Source organism: Sinorhizobium sojae CCBAU 05684 (assembly GCF_002288525.1).
Classification (GTDB): Bacteria; Pseudomonadota; Alphaproteobacteria; order Rhizobiales; family Rhizobiaceae; genus Sinorhizobium; species Sinorhizobium sojae.
Genome location: NZ_CP023067.1, coordinates 3,108,221 through 3,123,580 on the forward strand (window position 1 = coordinate 3,108,221; position 15,360 = coordinate 3,123,580).

The 15,360-nt window shown below is 62.9% G+C and carries 14 protein-coding genes; 5 read left to right on the forward strand and 9 right to left on the reverse strand.

Going from position 1 to position 15,360, the window contains the following annotated elements:
* Positions 1 to 403: 403 nt before the first annotated feature.
* Both ppa and SJ05684_RS15145 read right to left on the reverse strand, forming a co-directional pair.
* Entirely contained in the window at positions 404 to 937 is a 534-nt protein-coding gene (ppa, locus tag SJ05684_RS15140; RefSeq protein WP_034852980.1) for an inorganic diphosphatase, read from the reverse strand.
* Between the two features lie 267 nt (positions 938 to 1,204).
* Entirely contained in the window at positions 1,205 to 1,711 is a 507-nt protein-coding gene (locus SJ05684_RS15145) for a GNAT family N-acetyltransferase (RefSeq protein WP_034852979.1), read from the reverse strand.
* 431 nt (positions 1,712 to 2,142) lie between these two features.
* Here SJ05684_RS15145 and leuC point away from each other — a divergent pair, with 431 nt between their 5' ends.
* Both leuC and SJ05684_RS15160 read left to right on the forward strand, forming a co-directional pair.
* The gene (leuC, locus tag SJ05684_RS15155) at positions 2,143 to 3,552 is read left to right on the forward strand and encodes a 3-isopropylmalate dehydratase large subunit (RefSeq protein WP_034852978.1); all 1,410 of its coding nucleotides are present in this window, start codon (positions 2,143 to 2,145) and stop codon (positions 3,550 to 3,552) included.
* Between the two features lie 287 nt (positions 3,553 to 3,839).
* On the forward strand, positions 3,840 to 4,376 hold the full coding sequence (locus SJ05684_RS15160; protein ID WP_034852977.1) for a SixA phosphatase family protein: 537 nt from the start codon (positions 3,840 to 3,842) through the stop codon (positions 4,374 to 4,376).
* 40 nt (positions 4,377 to 4,416) lie between these two features.
* Here the strand turns inward: SJ05684_RS15160 and SJ05684_RS15165 are convergent, their stop codons facing one another.
* Positions 4,417 to 4,968, reverse strand: a complete 552-nt coding sequence (locus SJ05684_RS15165) for a L,D-transpeptidase family protein (RefSeq protein WP_050979942.1) — start codon at positions 4,966 to 4,968, stop codon at positions 4,417 to 4,419.
* A 145-nt stretch (positions 4,969 to 5,113) separates the two neighbouring features.
* Between SJ05684_RS15165 and SJ05684_RS15170 the strand changes: the two genes are divergently transcribed.
* The gene (locus tag SJ05684_RS15170) at positions 5,114 to 5,797 is read left to right on the forward strand and encodes a response regulator transcription factor (RefSeq protein ID WP_034852974.1); all 684 of its coding nucleotides are present in this window, start codon (positions 5,114 to 5,116) and stop codon (positions 5,795 to 5,797) included.
* Between the two features lie 55 nt (positions 5,798 to 5,852).
* On the forward strand, positions 5,853 to 6,308 hold the full coding sequence (locus SJ05684_RS15175; RefSeq protein WP_034852972.1) for a cyclic nucleotide-binding domain-containing protein: 456 nt from the start codon (positions 5,853 to 5,855) through the stop codon (positions 6,306 to 6,308).
* 87 nt (positions 6,309 to 6,395) lie between these two features.
* Here the strand turns inward: SJ05684_RS15175 and SJ05684_RS15180 are convergent, their stop codons facing one another.
* The 6 genes from SJ05684_RS15180 to tesB all read right to left on the reverse strand — a co-directional run bounded on the left by SJ05684_RS15180 (position 6,396) and on the right by tesB (position 14,021).
* Positions 6,396 to 7,202, reverse strand: a complete 807-nt coding sequence (locus SJ05684_RS15180; RefSeq protein ID WP_034852970.1) for an exodeoxyribonuclease III — start codon at positions 7,200 to 7,202, stop codon at positions 6,396 to 6,398.
* A 181-nt stretch (positions 7,203 to 7,383) separates the two neighbouring features.
* Positions 7,384 to 8,046, reverse strand: a complete 663-nt coding sequence (locus SJ05684_RS15185) for an outer membrane lipoprotein carrier protein LolA (RefSeq protein ID WP_034853106.1) — start codon at positions 8,044 to 8,046, stop codon at positions 7,384 to 7,386.
* Between the two features lie 117 nt (positions 8,047 to 8,163).
* The gene (locus SJ05684_RS15190) at positions 8,164 to 10,809 is read right to left on the reverse strand and encodes an FtsK/SpoIIIE family DNA translocase (protein WP_034852968.1); all 2,646 of its coding nucleotides are present in this window, start codon (positions 10,807 to 10,809) and stop codon (positions 8,164 to 8,166) included.
* A gap of 324 nt (positions 10,810 to 11,133) precedes the next feature.
* Complete coding sequence (locus SJ05684_RS15195) at positions 11,134 to 12,501, reverse strand: ammonium transporter (protein WP_034852966.1); 1,368 nt, start codon at positions 12,499 to 12,501, stop codon at positions 11,134 to 11,136.
* 27 nt (positions 12,502 to 12,528) lie between these two features.
* The gene (locus tag SJ05684_RS15200) at positions 12,529 to 12,867 is read right to left on the reverse strand and encodes a P-II family nitrogen regulator (RefSeq protein WP_034852964.1); all 339 of its coding nucleotides are present in this window, start codon (positions 12,865 to 12,867) and stop codon (positions 12,529 to 12,531) included.
* Between the two features lie 239 nt (positions 12,868 to 13,106).
* Positions 13,107 to 14,021 (reverse strand): acyl-CoA thioesterase II, encoded by a 915-nt coding sequence (gene tesB, locus SJ05684_RS15205; RefSeq protein WP_034852962.1) that lies wholly within the window; start codon positions 14,019 to 14,021, stop codon positions 13,107 to 13,109.
* Between the two features lie 85 nt (positions 14,022 to 14,106).
* Here tesB and SJ05684_RS15210 point away from each other — a divergent pair, with 85 nt between their 5' ends.
* Positions 14,107 to 15,321, forward strand: a complete 1,215-nt coding sequence (locus tag SJ05684_RS15210) for a ubiquinone biosynthesis hydroxylase (RefSeq protein WP_034853104.1) — start codon at positions 14,107 to 14,109, stop codon at positions 15,319 to 15,321.
* Positions 15,322 to 15,360: the final 39 nt, after the last annotated feature.

The window sequence follows — 15,360 nt, forward strand, 5'->3', positions numbered from 1 at the left end:
TGCTATGCTGGAAGATGGGTTGCTGCGCCCTCACCGCATTCGGCGACATGCGCGCGTCACCGTTTGGCTGACTGCGAATGGCGGGCGCGTCGCGATCGCCGGACGGCGTCCGACGGTGAGGAGAACCTGAAAGTGCGAGTGCGCGCCGTACCGGAAAAGGGCTAGGCGGACCACGCGCTGATCGCGCTCATCGACTACTGCATGTCTCCGTAAATCGAGGACAAAGACATGCAGCAATTCCTGGTCTCAGAAGACGCGTGGCGCTGTAGGCGCTCGGCGCGTCGAACAACAGGATTTCGCTTCTTTCCAGCGACACCCAGCGCAAAAAAATCCTCCGGATCGACGCCGACCCGGAGGAGATAAGGAAACGTCTCGCCGAGATCACCGGCGTCATTAGGCTGCGCTACTTCTGCGCCTTGGCGCGTTCGATCGCCTCGACGATCAGCTGGCGGGCGACGCTCGCATCCTTCCAGCCAAAGATCTTCACCCACTTGCCGGGCTCGAGGTCCTTGTAGTGCTCGAAGAAGTGCTCGATCTGCTTGAGCGTGATTTCCGGCAGGTCGGTGTAGTCATTCACCTTGTCGTAGCGCTTGGTCAGATGCCCCGACGGCACGGCGATGATCTTCTCGTCCTTGCCGGAATTGTCTTCCATCATCATCACGCCGATCGGACGGACATTGATGACGCAGCCCGGCACCAGCGGCCGCGTGTTGCAGATGAGCACGTCGATCGGATCGCCATCATCGGAAAGCGTGTGCGGCACGAAGCCGTAATTGCCCGGATAGGTCATCGGCGTGTAGAGGAATCGGTCGACGACCAGCGTACCGGCTTCCTTGTCCATTTCATACTTGATCGGATGCCCGCCGACCGGGACTTCCACGATCACATTGACATCTTCCGGTGGATTCTTTCCGATGGAAATCGCGTCGATCCGCATGAGCACCTCCAGGGTAATTGAGAAATCGCCCTCGGATAAAGGGAAACATGCCGCATTGCAACATGCCTTTCGTCCGGGGGGTGGAATTGACCTACAGCGGTGCGCGTCTTGTCGGACGCGCACCGCTGTAGCACCTTCGATTTCTATGTGCCTTTGTCCTTAAATCGGGGTCGATTTAAGGAGACCTGCAGTAGGCAGGCCCCGCGGCCAAATGGAGGCATGTCGGAATTTCCCGATCACGCCGAGAGGGCGAGGCGCCGGGCGCGCTCACTTCCAGACGAAGCCGACCTTTTTCAGATGCTTTTCGCCAAAATCCTCCATCCCCTCGGCAATATCGCGGCCGCCGGCCGACTGGAAGAAATGATAGGCCTGGTCGCTGTCTTCCAGACACCAGACCACGAGGCCGTCGCAGCCGAGCGACTTCAACAGGCTCCTGGCCTCACCGAACAGGACCCGCCCGAGGCCCATGCCCTGATATTCGGGGCGAAGGTAGATCTCGTAGATTTCGCCTTCTTGCGGCAGCGCCCGCGCGCGGCTCAGGCCGAGCGTAGCATAGCCGGCTATCGCGCCCGCGACATCGATGACGAGCAGCGTCGCCGGGCCGCGCGTAGCCTTTCGCCACCACGTTTCGTCGCGGCGATCGACCATCCGGATCAGCGGGCGGTGGGGGATAAGGCCACCATAGGCCTGCAGCCAGGAAACGCGATGAACGTCGGCGATCGCCGCCGCCTCGCGTGGCTCCCCGGGCCTGACCTCGATCGAAACAGTCTTCATGACTCGACTCTAAACAGACGGTGCGGCGAACCGGAATCCCGCCGCGGCTGCTCAGCGGCGTTAACCCACAGGCAACTTTAACGGCGCCCAATCGAAGGTTAACGCCTTTTTAACTTTATCCGCAAGCCGGCCGCGAAAGACACACACAGCAAATATCCGCACGCCCGGACCGAGGAAGAGATGCGTCCTGGCCCGATCTCGCTGATTGCGAAACCATCGGAAAATTGGTATGAGCACCGGCCATGGAATCCAAATTCGGATGTCGCGAACAGCAAATTGTCGTGCTGCAGGATCACAAGCGTCTGCCGGCACGCTTTTTCGCGCGTGTTTGCGGCGCGCTTACGAGCCGCCTATCCTGATCGCTCGATCAGTGTTGTTTCCGGCCTGCCGCCGGCTTTCCCGTATTCTGACAATTCGATGGACATATCGCCATGAGCGCACCGCGTACCCTCTATGACAAGATCTGGGACGATCACCTGGTAAACCAGCAGGACGACGGCACCTGTCTTCTCTACATCGACCGTCATCTCGTGCATGAGGTGACGAGTCCGCAAGCCTTCGAAGGCCTGCGCATGGCCGGCCGAAAGGTCCGTGCGCCGGAAAAGACGCTCGCCGTCGTCGACCATAACGTGCCGACCTCGCCGGATCGCCACCTCGGCATCAAGAACGAGGAAAGCCGCATCCAGGTCGAAGCGCTTGCCAGGAATGCTGCCGATTTCGGCGTCGAATATTATTCCGAGAACGACAGGCGCCAAGGCATCGTGCACATTGTCGGCCCCGAGCAGGGCTTCACGCTACCGGGCATGACGATCGTTTGCGGCGATAGCCACACCTCGACCCATGGCGCCTTCGGCGCGCTTGCGCACGGCATCGGCACCTCGGAAGTGGAGCACGTGCTGGCGACGCAGACACTGATCCAGAAGAAGGCGAAGAACATGCTGGTGCGCGTCGACGGCCAATTGCCGGCCGGCGTCACCGCCAAGGACATCATTCTCGCCATCATCGGCGAGATCGGCACGGCCGGCGGCACCGGCCACGTCATCGAGTTCGCCGGCGAAGCGATCCGTTCGCTCTCGATGGAAGGCCGCATGACCGTCTGCAATATGACGATCGAAGGTGGCGCCCGCGCCGGCCTGATCGCACCGGACGAAACAACCTTCGCCTATATCAAGGACCGGCCCCGCGCGCCGAAAGGCAAGGCCTGGGACATGGCGCTCGAATACTGGAAGACGCTGCATACGGACGAAGGCGCCCATTATGACCGGGTCGTCGTGCTCGACGCCGCCAACCTGCCGCCGATCGTCTCCTGGGGCTCCTCGCCGGAAGACGTCGTCTCCGTAGAGGGCGTCGTGCCGAACCCGGACGACATTCAGGACGAGACGAAGCGCGCTTCGAAATGGCGAGCCCTTGATTATATGGGCCTGAAGCCGGGTACCAAGATCACCGATATCGGCATTGATCGCGTTTTCATCGGCTCGTGCACCAATGGCCGCATCGAGGACCTGCGCGCCGTCGCCAAGGTTGTCGAGGGCCGTAAGGTCGCCTCGACCGTCTCGGCAATGATCGTGCCTGGCTCCGGCCTCGTAAAGGAGCAGGCCGAAGCGGAAGGCCTCGACAAGATCTTCAAGGAAGCGGGTTTCGACTGGCGCGAGCCGGGCTGCTCCATGTGCCTGGCGATGAACGACGACCGGCTGAAGCCGGGCGAGCGCTGCGCCTCGACTTCGAACCGCAATTTCGAAGGCCGGCAGGGCTTCAAGGGGCGCACCCATCTGGTCTCCCCTGCAATGGCCGCCGCCGCCGCGGTAGCAGGCCATTTCGTCGACATTCGCGAGTGGAAATAGGCCTGTTCTAGCTTTGTGGCTTCGGGGTTACCCCTCTCAAGCCCTTCATTTTCACCCCTCCCCAAAAGGGGGAGGGGTTTTCTGTGCTGCGCCGCTCCGTCCATTCTTCATCGTTGCCGAGGCCTCACCGAACCGGAGACTTAAAGGAAGGCCGCGCGCGGATGCCGGGCCCCTCCCCTTGTAGTGAGGGATTGGGGTAGTCGAGTTTCTTCCCGCTTCTCCGGGAGACAAGCGGCACCGGCGGTGCGACAATGGTCGAGTGCCCTGGTCATAGACGAAGAACAGCCATGTCCAATCGCCCTTTGCCGCAAAAGCTCCGCCTCATGCTGCTCCGCCACGCCAAGTCCGGTTGGCCGGAGGGGGTTGCCGATCATCGCCGACCGCTGGCGGAGCGCGGGCGAAAGGCCGCACGGGTCATCGGCGCCTATATGGCCGAGCACGGGCTCGTCCCGGACCTCGCGATCGTCTCGACCGCTCGGCGCGCGGAGGAGACTTGGGAGATCGTCTCCGACGCACTGCCGGCAAGCGTCACGGCTCGCGATGCCGTCGGCATCTACGAGGTGGCGGCACCGGCCATACTCAAGGTCGTGCGTGACGTGGAGCCCTGGGTCAGCTGCCTTCTGCTCGTGGGTCACAATCCGGGAATGGCGGAACTGGCGCTACTGCTCGCCGGCGGCGGCGAAGATTTGCCGCGCCTCAGGGAGAAATTTCCGACGGCCGGGCTGGCCGTGATCGATTTCGAGGCCGAGAAGTGGACGGATGTCGCACCCGGAAAGGGCCGCCTCGTCCGCTTCGTCACACCGCGCCTACTGGAGGCCAAATGACTGCAGCGCCGTGCGTATTTGAGCTCGCCCAGGGATCAACTCAGAGGACCTTCACCACCATGCCCGCGCGCATGTGCCGGATCAGGCGTTTCATCGCAGGCAGGCTGACGGCAACGCAACCTTGCGTCGGTTCATAGCCGGGGCGTATGAGGTGGAAGAAGATGGCGGAACCCACATGGCGGCGCCGGGACGAGATGTTCCAGTCCATCACCAGGCAGACATCATAGAGCCCGTCGTCCCGCATCAGCGCCTCATGGCTCCAGGAAAACGGGGCCCTGACCGGACGGTTGTAGCAGGCATGGTTTGGGGCGTCGCACCAAAGCATCTCGCGTCGCGTTGCCATTACCGGCAGGCGCGTCGGCGGCAGGCGAACACGATCCCGCCGCACATAACCGCCGATCAGCCTCATCGACCCGCGCGGCGTCGCGCCATCGCCTTCGCGCTTCAGGGCGGTTACGCCGCCTCGTCCGATCGCCGCCTCGACGGTGCCGCCGCCGAATTGGACGAGCGCCCGCCTGCGGTCGCGCGGTGCGGCTCTCACGAGGATCATCGAAAATGTTGCCGAGCTCGCCCCCGGCTTTTTCCTACGCATCATTCTCACAGTTTTTTGCCTTGCCGTGATCCCGTCGCGACCATAGGCATGATTGCACATATAAAGGCTGCAAGCGGCCGCCGCGCTTTGCCAAGAGCGGTATTTGAGCTAGTTTTGAATCAGGAAGCAAACAGGAATTGTCCCCATGGCGACCCGTACCATTCTCCTTGTCGACGATGACAATGACCTGCGTGAGACGTTGATAGAGCAGCTCTCGCTCTATGAGGAATTCGACCTTCTGCAGGAGGCCACCGCCGGCAAGGGCATACAGACGGCACGCTCCCGCCAGGTCGATCTCCTCATCATGGATGTCGGGTTGCCGGACATGGACGGGCGCGAGGCCGTGAAGCTGCTGCGCAAGGGCGGGTTCAAGGCGCCTATCATCATGCTCACCGGCCACGACACCGATTCGGACACGATTCTCGGGCTCGAGGCCGGTGCCAACGATTATGTCAGCAAGCCCTTCCGTTTTGCGGTGCTCTTGGCCCGCATCCGCGCCCAGCTTCGCCAGCACGAGCAGAGCGAAGACGCCACCTTCAGCGTCGGCCCCTACACCTTCAAGCCGAGCCAGAAGCTCTTGACCATGGAAAATGGCCAAAAGATCCGCCTGACGGAGAAGGAGGCGGCGATCATTCGCTATCTCTACCGCGCCGACCAGAAGGTGGTGACCCGCGACGTGCTGCTCGAGGAGGTCTGGGGCTACAATTCCGGCGTGACGACGCATACGCTGGAAACGCATGTCTACCGCCTTCGCCAGAAAATCGAGCGCGACCCTTCCAACGCGGAAATTTTGGTGACAGAGAACGGCGGTTACAAGATCGTTCCGTAAACCGGACCACGGCGGGTCGTGAACCGCTCATCCACCGATCCAGGAGTATCGCCGCTTGGGGCTCAATGACGATATCGCGCTTCTGTCCAACGTCTCGCTCTTTGCGGATATTGGCGAAGACAAGCTGCGGCTGATCGCCTTCGGCGCCGAGCGCCGCCGCGTCGCCAAGGGGCATGAGCTTTTCCGGGAAGGGGCGCCGGCCGACTGCGCCTATGCGGTAGCGTCTGGACGCTTTTCCCTTACGAAGGCCGGTCCCGAAGGCAAGCCGCAGCCCATCGGCACCGCGGCTCGCGGTACGCTGCTCTCGGAGCTGGCGCTGATATCCATGGTCGAACGCAAATTCACGGCGACCGCCGATGAGGACAGCGAAGTGATCCGCATCAATCGGCCGCTCTTCCGCCGTATGCTGGAGGAATATCCGGAAGTCACCGCCATGGTCGAGGCCCGCATCCGCGAGAATATCCAGGCGATGATCCGCCGAGTCGAAGCGCTCGCCGGACGATTTGCCTGACGGGAACCTCGTCGGCAAGCGGGCGAAGGTGACCCGGCCCCGCTCATCCCGCTGCGCGTCTGGAGTTGGGCGCGGGCGGCAAGCCCCTCAAAAATCGAAATGTGCGATCACCGGGACGTGGTCGGACGGACGGTCCCAGCCGCGGGCTTCCCGCAGGATGTCTACGCGGGCGAGCTGGCGCGCCAGGTCGGCGGACGACCAGATGTGATCGAGCCTTCGCCCGCGGTCGGCCGCGGCCCAGTCCTTCGCCCGATAGCTCCACCAGGTGTAAAGCCTCTCCGGCGGCGGCGTGTGCTGTCGCATCAGGTCGACCCAGGCGCCGCCCGCCATCACCGCGGCCAGGCCGTCGGTCTCGATCGGAGTGTGGCTGACGATCTTCAGGAGCTGCTTGTGCGACCAGACGTCGTGCTCGAGTGGCGCAATATTGAGATCGCCGACGAGGACCGACGAAATGCCCTCTTCGGCCTCCGCATGCAGAAGCTTCATTTCGTCGACGAAATCCAGTTTATGGCCGAACTTGGGATTGATTGCCCGGTCCGGTTCGTCGCCGCCTGCCGGCACATAGAAGTTGTGCAGTCGGATCTTCTTGCCGCCAGCCTCGAAGAGGACAGAGAGATGACGCGCGTCGCCGACGCCGCAATAGTCGCGGCGGTCGGTCAGCTCATGCAGCGGCAAGCGGGAAATGGTGGCGACGCCGTGATAGCCCTTCTGCCCATGTATCTCGATATAGTTGTAGCCGAGTCTCCTGAGCGGGGCCGAAGGAAATTGCTCGTTCGGGCACTTGGTTTCCTGCAGACAGAGGATGTCCGGCTGCCACTGCTCCAGGAAACGGGCCACGAGCGGCATTCGCAGCCGAACGGAGTTGATGTTCCACGTGGCGATGGAAAGGGCCATTCCTCGTTCCTTTGGAGATGTCGCCGGCGAGGGAGATGCGTCCGGCAGCGCGGGAGCGTTTTAAACAGGTCTGGCGCCTTTCGGCAAGTCGTGAAAAAGGCCGCCCGAAGGCGGCCTGCAAAGGCAATGATCGGTCCGGCCACCCGTGACGGCGCCGCGCGTCTTTTCAAACGCTGATTCGCTAGCCGCCGCCCTTGTTACGCACCTCGTCATAGGGAATGCGGAAGACCTTGTCGTCCAGCTGCAGCCCGGTTCTGACATTGAAGATCATCACGGACGTGTCCTTCCTCTGCGCGTCGGTGATCGTCCATTGCCGCAGATCATAGGTCCTGGGGTCGAACATCATCGTGATCGTCGAATCGCCGAAGACCGAACGGTCGCCCAGCACGATGGTGATGAGGTCGGACTCTTCGCGGACGGCGCGCACCATCCGGCTGCTGAGATCTATCCTCTCGCTGAGCAAGAGGTTCAGCGGCGTCTTTGACAGCGGATAGATATCCCAGGTCTTAAGCTTCATGTTGCCGATGACGACCGACTTGCCATCGGCGATCACCCGCATCGGCGAGGGAGCCTCATAATTGAAGCGGATACGCCCCGGGCGGCGGATAAAGAATTTCCCGCCGGTCTGTTCGCCGCGCGGTCCGAACTGCACGAACTCGCCCGCCATGGTCTTCACCGACGAGAAGTGATCGGCGATCTTCTGGGCGACGCCGGACGCCTGCGCCGAGGCGTGCGACGCATTGAGCAACGTGCCGGCCGTTCCGGCGAAAGCCGCCAGGCCGCAAACGAAGACGCGCCGCGAGATCGCCAGATTTCCGTCTTCGACGGTTTTTGTCTCTGTCATCGCAGTCTCCTTCATATCAGGGTCATTTGGAGCGCAAGTGGGGCGTCTTCAAGGCGCTGCCAGACGCTGGAACGCCTCGTGGTCAAATGATCGTGACCGGCGGGGCGGAAGTCCGGATCAGCGGCCGGAAATCTCCGCTTCCGTCGGCACCAGGATCTCGCGCTTGCCGGCGTGGTTAGCCGGGCCGATGATCCCCTCCTGTTCCATCCTCTCGATCAGCGAGGCTGCCCGATTATAACCTATTCCGAGCCGCCGCTGCACATAGGAGGTCGAAGCCTTGCCGTCGCGCAGTACGATCGCCACCGCCTGGTCATAAGGATCCTCGGAATCGGCCAGATTGGACGTGCCGGCCGGACCCTCGCCGTCCTCCTCGTCGTCCTCAGTGATCGCGTCGAGATATTGCGGCGTCCCCTGAGTCTTCAGATAGGCCACGACCTCCTCGACTTCCGTGTCGGAAACGAAGGGGCCGTGCACGCGCTGGATGCGCCCGCCGCCGGCCATGTAGAGCATGTCGCCCTGGCCGAGCAGTTGCTCCGCCCCCTGCTCTCCGAGGATCGTGCGGCTGTCGATCTTCGACGTCACCTGGAAGGAGATGCGGGTCGGGAAGTTCGCCTTGATCGTACCGGTGATGACATCGACCGAGGGGCGCTGCGTTGCCATGATGACATGAATGCCGGCCGCGCGCGCCATCTGGGCGAGCCGCTGCACGGCGCCTTCGATGTCCTTGCCGGCTACCATCATCAGGTCGGCCATCTCGTCGATGATCACGACGATGTAGGGCATCGGCGAAAGGTCGAACTCTTCCGTCTCGTAGATCGCCTCGCCGGTCTGGCGGTCGAACCCGGTCTGGACGGTGCGGGTGATCGCCTCGCCCTTGGCGAGCGCCTGCTCGACGCGGCTGTTGAAGCCGTCGATGTTGCGCACGCCGATCTTCGACATCTTCTTGTAGCGTTCCTCCATCTCGCGGACGGTCCATTTCAACGCCACGACCGCTTTCTTCGGGTCGGTCACGACCGGCGAGAGCAAGTGCGGAATGCCGTCATAGACGGAGAGTTCCAGCATCTTCGGATCGATCATGATCAGCCGGCATTGTTCCGGGGTGAGCCGGTAGAGCAGCGACAGGATCATGGTATTGATCGCCACCGATTTACCCGAGCCGGTGGTGCCGGCGACGAGCAGATGCGGCATCTTGGCGAGGTCGGCGATCACCGGTTCGCCGCCGATCGTCTTGCCGAGCGCCATGGCGAGCTTGGTCTTGGTCGTCTCGAAATCGCGCGAGCCGATCATTTCGCGCAGATACACCATTTCGCGCCGCTGGTTGGGCAGTTCGATGCCGATGGCGTTGCGGCCCGGCACGACGGCGACACGGGCGGCGATCGCACTCATCGAACGGGCGATATCGTCGGCAAGTCCGATGACGCGAGACGACTTGATGCCGGGTGCCGGTTCCAGCTCATAGAGCGTTACGACCGGGCCCGGGCGGACGTGGATGATCTCGCCCTTGACGCCGAAATCCTCGAGCACGCCTTCCAACATCCGGGCATTCTGCTCGAGTGCGTCTGCCGAAAGCGAGGCATCGCGTGCGACGTTTTTCGGTTCCGCGAGGAAATGGATCGGCGGAAGCGCGAAATCGTCCTCGTCGACGAAGGAGCGTTGCGCCTCGCGCTCGACGCGCTGGCCGCTCTTCGGCCGCGGCGCCGGTGCGACGACGCGCGATCCCGCCTTCGCGATCATGCTCTTCGGAGGCGCGGCTTTCGGGGCCCAATCGGCGGCGACGTCGTCGTCCTCGTCGTCCGGCAGGATTCCGGCGGGCCGTTCGTCGATGTCGAAGGGCGGATCGTCGTCATCTATGACGATCGACGGCGGCCTTACGATGCGGCGCTCCGCGCGATCGAGCGACGGCTCGATGCGGTCGGCGGCCGCCACCGCCTTCGGCCGTACGGGCTCGTTGAGCGTGCCGAATTCGTCATTGTTGAAATCATAAGGGTCGTCCGGCCGTTTGGCGGAACGGGAAGCACTCATGCCGAGAGCCCGACGGAGACGGGCCTGCGCGGTGAAGCGCATATGGGCGAGCGATCCCATCAGGAGGGTCAGCGGACCTTCGTCGTCCTCGTCCTCGAGTTCGTCCCGGATGGTGCGCGCCTTGCTCGCAGCCGGCTCCGGTGCCGGCTCCTCCTCGTCCTCCTCGCTGGCGCCGATGAGACCGGCGCTGTAGACGAGCGCCCCGGCGGCCGGCGCGAAAAAGAGGCAGGCGAGCACCGTCGCGAAGGTGCCGGTCGGGAAGGAACCTGTGAAAAGCGCCGGAAAGCGCAGGATCATATCGCCGAACACGCCGCCGAGGCCGTTCGGCAAGGGCCAGGTGACGGGCGCGGGCACGCAGCTCAGTGCCGCGCTCGCCAGCACCGATCCGAGAAACCAGAATCCGAGCCGCTTCAGCACCTTGTCGAAGCGCTTGTTGCCGATCAGGACGAGAGCCCAGGCCACGACCGGCAGCAGCGCCACGACGCTGGCCAGGCCGAAGAACTGCATGAAGATATCCGCGAAAGCCGCGCCGCCATAGCCAAGCAGGTTGGTCGGCTCCGCAGAGGTGGCATAGGAAAAGCTCGGATCGGAAACATTCCAGGTCGAGAGTGCGGCAACCGCGAGCGCCAGCGCAGTGAAAAGTGCAAAACCCGCCAGCGACGCCACCTGGCGCCACAGGAAGGTGCTCAGCACAAACCGGTTGGAACGGCTGTCAAGCGTTGCGGTACTGCTTCTGCTCATGTTGCCTGCTGCCCGTTTCGATCTGCCGGACCACGTCGGGGACGAACGTTCCGGTCGATATTGATTCCGGAACATGCCGTCCGCCTGCCGACATCGGCGCCGAATCGGTACGCTCCGGACACATTGCGTGCCATTGGATCAACCTAAGCGGAGGCCGGTTAATGCCACATTAACCATGCGCGTGTGCGGACGAAATCGCGGGTGGAGGAAACACTGCCCTTGAAAAAAAGCCCGGATCGCAACGATCCGGGCCAAGGGCGATCCGCAGCAATGCGGACCGCGACGGGACTGTCGGCGGCGCCGTTGCCGGGCGCCGCGATTCGCTTAACTGGTGTGATAGGCAGCTTCGCCATGAGAGGAGAGGTCGAGACCTTCGCGTTCCGCTTCGACCGTCACGCGCAGGCCGACGATCGCATCGACCACCTTGTAGAGGATGGCGGAAACGATGCCGCACCAGACGATCGTGATGACGACGGCGGTAAGCTGGGTCATGAACTGGCCGCCCATGGAAACGCCGTCGGCATAGCCGATGCCGCCGAGCGCCGAGGAGGCGAAGATGCCGGTTGCCAGTGCGCCGAAGAACCCGCCGACGCCGTGCACGCCGAAGACGTCGGCCGTATCGTCATAGCCGAACTTGTTCTTGATGACCGAGACGAAGAAATAGCAGAGCGGCGAGACGGCGAGGCCCATGATGATTGCGCCCATCGGCCCGGCGATGCCGGCGGCCGGGGTGACGGCGACGAGACCGGCGATCATGCCGGAAGCGGCGCCGAGCATGGAAGCCTTGCCACGGGTCAGGGTTTCGACGACGCACCAGGACAGGACTGCCGCAGCGGTCGCGAGGAAGGTATTGACCGTCGCAAGCACTGCACCGCCGGATGCCTCGAGGTTGGAGCCAGCATTGAAGCCGAACCAGCCGAACCACAGCATGGCCGCACCGACAAGGGTCAGCGTCATGGAGTGCGGTGCCATCATGTCACGGCCGTAGCCCGTGCGCTTGCCGACCATGATCGCGCCGACGAGCCCGGCGACGCCGGCATTGATGTGCACGACGGTGCCGCCGGCAAAGTCAAGCGCGCCCATGCCGAACAGGAGACCGTTGGCATCCCAGACCATGTGTGCGATCGGGAAGTAGACGAAGGTCGCCCAGAGGACGGAGAAGAGAACCGCCGCCGAAAACTTGATGCGCTCGGCAAAGGCGCCGACGATGAGCGCCGGAGTAAGGGCGGCGAAGGTCATCTGAAACAGCATGAAGATGTATTCGGGGATGACGACGCCGTCGCTGAAGGTGGCAGCCGTGCTGTCGACCGTCACGCCGGCCAGGAAAAGCTTGGCAAAACCGCCGAAATAGGCGCTCTCCGAACCGCCAAAGGCGAAGGAATAGCCGTAGATCACCCAGACGATCATCATCGTGGCGCCGACGACGGTGCACTGCATCAGCACGGAGAGCATGTTCTTGGCGCGCACGAGGCCGCCATAGAAGAGCGCCAGGCCCGGGATCAGCATGAAGAGAACCAGCAGCGTCGAGACGAACATGAACGTCGTGTCGGCCTTGTCCGGAACCGGTGCTGCTGCAGCGGCCTCGGCGGCGGCGGGAGCCGCTTCCTGGGCGAAGGCAACGACCGGCGCGAGCAAGGCGGCAGCGATTGCGCCCACGCGTCGAAGAGAGGTGGAAAGATTGAAAGACGACATCGAATAATGCTCCCTGATCGGCGTGGCTTACAACGCTTCTGAGTCGGTTTCGCCGGTACGGATGCGCACGGCGTGGTCAATCGAATAGACGAAGATCTTGCCGTCGCCGATCTGACCCGTCTTGGCAGCCGAGGCGATCGCGTCCACGGCCTTGTCGACAATCTCCGACGGAACGGCGATCTCGACCTTCAGCTTCGGCAGGAAGCTCACTGCATATTCTGTTCCGCGGTAAATTTCGGTATGCCCCTTCTGGCGGCCGTAACCCTTCACTTCGGTTACGGTCAAACCCTGGATGCCAACGGCAGTGAGGGCTTCGCGAACCTCATCGAGCTTGAACGGCTTGATAATGGCCATCACAATTTTCATCGGTTTCCCATCCTTGTCTGCCTCCGGCCGGAGGCCGTCTCTTCTTGCTGCTTAAGCGCTGAAGCGCCGGGCAATCGAGAAGCTACATTCAAGGGGCGTGCCAGATTCGAAAGCGAAGGGTCAATAGGCGGAAAAGACACGAAAAAACCGCATTTCGGGCGACTTCGGCCACACATTGCTAAAAAATACGCCAGTCAATTAGATTAAAAAATGGGCAGATTTTCGAAATTGCACATTATTCACTCATTTGCCTTTTTACGAATCAATCCCTCCTGCGCCACCGAGGCGATCAATACACCCGAGCGATCGAACAGGCTGCCGCGGGTCATGCCGCGCGCGCCATGCGCACTCGGGCTGTCCTGGGCATAGAGCAGCCAGTCATCCATCCTGGAGGGGCGGTGGAACCACATGGCATGGTCGAGGCTTGCAACCTGCAGCGTGCGGTCGAACACGGAGGTGCCGTGGGCATAGAGCGAGGTGTCGAGGAGCGTCATGTCGGATAGATAGGCAAGGACCGCCGCCTGCAGATGGCGCTCATCCGGCACGGCGCCGACCGCCTTCACCCACACGCTCTGCGTCGGAAGCGCCCCATCCTGCAACGGCCCTTCCCTCGGGGGCCTCTGGCGCGAAAAATAGCGCTCCAGCGATACGGGCCGGATTTCGATCGGCCGCGGCCGCTCCCAGTAGCGACGGATCGCCTCGGGCGCATGAACGAGGTATTTCTCCTTCAGCTCCTTTTCACCCGGCAAGTCTTCCGGCATCGGCACGTCCGGCATCTTGAACTGATGCTCGAAACCGTCCTCGTCGTACTGGAAGGAGGCCGACATGGAAAAAATCGCCCTTCCGTGCTGGATCGCCACCACGCGCCGAGTCGCAAAGCTGGACCCGTCGCGGATGCGGTCGACCTCGTAGATGATCGGAACGGCAGGATCGCCGGGCCGCATGAAATAGGCATGCAGGGAATGGACATAACGTCCCCTGTCGACGGTGCGTTGGGCGGCAACCAGCGCCTGGCCGATCACCTGACCACCGAAAACGCGCTGCCAGCCGACTTGGGGGCTCCGGCCGCGAAACAGATTCTCCTCGAGCTTCTCAAGATCGAGGGTCGCCAGCAGCGCATCCATGGGGGTAGCGGTCTCGGTCAGGCGCGACATTTCGGCGATCTCCGATGGTAGGAACAGCGATTGCATTGATCTATATAGGCGAGAGATGATGCTCAAGTGCGATGGGGGTGACGGGATGATCGACGTATTGATTGCCGGAGGCGGCTATGTCGGCTTGTCGCTTGCCGTATCGTTGAAAAAGGCCGCACCCCATCTGGACGTCCTCGTCGTCGACGGCGCGCCGGAAGACGCCTGGAAAAAGGACGAGCGCGCTTCCGCGGTCGCCCTTGCCGCCGAGCGGATGCTCGATGTTCTGGGCGTCTGGAGCACGATCGCGCCCGAGGCCGAGCCGATCCTGAAGATGGTGATTACCGATTCGAAGGCGGCCGATCCGGTGCGCCCCATCTTTCTGACCTTCGAGGGCGACGGCGGAGAAGGACGGCCCTTCGCCCATATGGTGCCGAACACGACCCTGGTCGGCGCACTGCGCGACGCCTGCGCGGACCTCGGCATACCGATCCGGCAATCGAGGATGGTGGAGAGCTTCAAGACGGGCGATCACGCGGTCGTAGTGACGCTCGGCGGCGGCGAGGTACTGGAGTCGCGCCTTCTGGTTGCCTGTGACGGCGTCCGCTCAAAGCTCCGGGAAGCGGCCGGCATCAAAATCGTCGAGTTCGACTACGGGCAGTCGGGCATTGTCACCACCGTCGAGCATGAGCGCCCGCATAACGGCACCGCAGAGGAGCATTTTCTGCCGGCCGGTCCCTTCGCAACCCTACCGCTCAAGAACAACCGATCATCGCTCGTCTGGACCGAGCGCACGTTCGATGCCGAACGCCTGGTTAAGGGCGACGATTTCCTGTTCGAGGCGGAGTTGGAGCGGCGATTCGGCCACAAGCTCGGCCACCTCAAGGTGGTCGGCGGCCGCCGGGCCTTTCCGCTCGGACTGACGCTCGCCCGCGAATTCGTCGCACCGCGCTTTGCACTGGCGGGCGACGCCGCCCATGGCATTCATCCAATCTCCGGTCAGGGGCTCAATCTCGGCTTCAAGGACGTGGCGGCGCTTGCCGAAACGATCGTCGAGGCCGACCGCCTCGGGCTGGACATCGGCTCGCTCGCCGTCCTGGAGCGCTACCAGACCTGGCGGCGCTTCGACACCTTCCGCATGGGGGTCACGACGGACGTGCTGAACCGGCTGTTCTCCAACGACATCACCCCGGTGAGGATTGCCCGCGATGTCGGCCTTGGCCTGGTCGATCGACTGCCGCCGCTCAAGAATTTCTTCATCCGTCAGGCCGCCGGCACCGCCGGCCGCAGCGACCCGCGCCTGCTCGCCGGCGAGCCGATCTAAGAGAATTGCATTTGCATCACCTGGAGTCGCGACGGTCCG

Bases quoted from the DNA above. Each gene is read 5' to 3' on its own strand.
- ppa (WP_034852980.1), bottom strand. From the start codon at position 937: ATGCGGATCGACGCGATTTCCATCGGAAAGAATCCACCGGAAGATGTC.
- SJ05684_RS15145 (WP_034852979.1), bottom strand. From the start codon at position 1,711: ATGAAGACTGTTTCGATCGAGGTCAGGCCCGGGGAGCCACGCGAGGCG.
- leuC (WP_034852978.1), top strand. From the start codon at position 2,143: ATGAGCGCACCGCGTACCCTCTATGACAAGATCTGGGACGATCACCTG.
- SJ05684_RS15160 (WP_034852977.1), top strand. From the start codon at position 3,840: ATGTCCAATCGCCCTTTGCCGCAAAAGCTCCGCCTCATGCTGCTCCGC.
- SJ05684_RS15165 (WP_050979942.1), bottom strand. From the start codon at position 4,968: ATGCGTAGGAAAAAGCCGGGGGCGAGCTCGGCAACATTTTCGATGATC.
- SJ05684_RS15170 (WP_034852974.1), top strand. From the start codon at position 5,114: ATGGCGACCCGTACCATTCTCCTTGTCGACGATGACAATGACCTGCGT.
- SJ05684_RS15180 (WP_034852970.1), bottom strand. From the start codon at position 7,202: ATGGCCCTTTCCATCGCCACGTGGAACATCAACTCCGTTCGGCTGCGA.
- SJ05684_RS15185 (WP_034853106.1), bottom strand. From the start codon at position 8,046: ATGACAGAGACAAAAACCGTCGAAGACGGAAATCTGGCGATCTCGCGG.
- SJ05684_RS15190 (WP_034852968.1), bottom strand. From the start codon at position 10,809: ATGAGCAGAAGCAGTACCGCAACGCTTGACAGCCGTTCCAACCGGTTT.
- SJ05684_RS15195 (WP_034852966.1), bottom strand. From the start codon at position 12,501: ATGTCGTCTTTCAATCTTTCCACCTCTCTTCGACGCGTGGGCGCAATC.
- SJ05684_RS15200 (WP_034852964.1), bottom strand. From the start codon at position 12,867: ATGAAAATTGTGATGGCCATTATCAAGCCGTTCAAGCTCGATGAGGTT.
- tesB (WP_034852962.1), bottom strand. From the start codon at position 14,021: ATGTCGCGCCTGACCGAGACCGCTACCCCCATGGATGCGCTGCTGGCG.
- SJ05684_RS15210 (WP_034853104.1), top strand. From the start codon at position 14,107: ATGATCGACGTATTGATTGCCGGAGGCGGCTATGTCGGCTTGTCGCTT.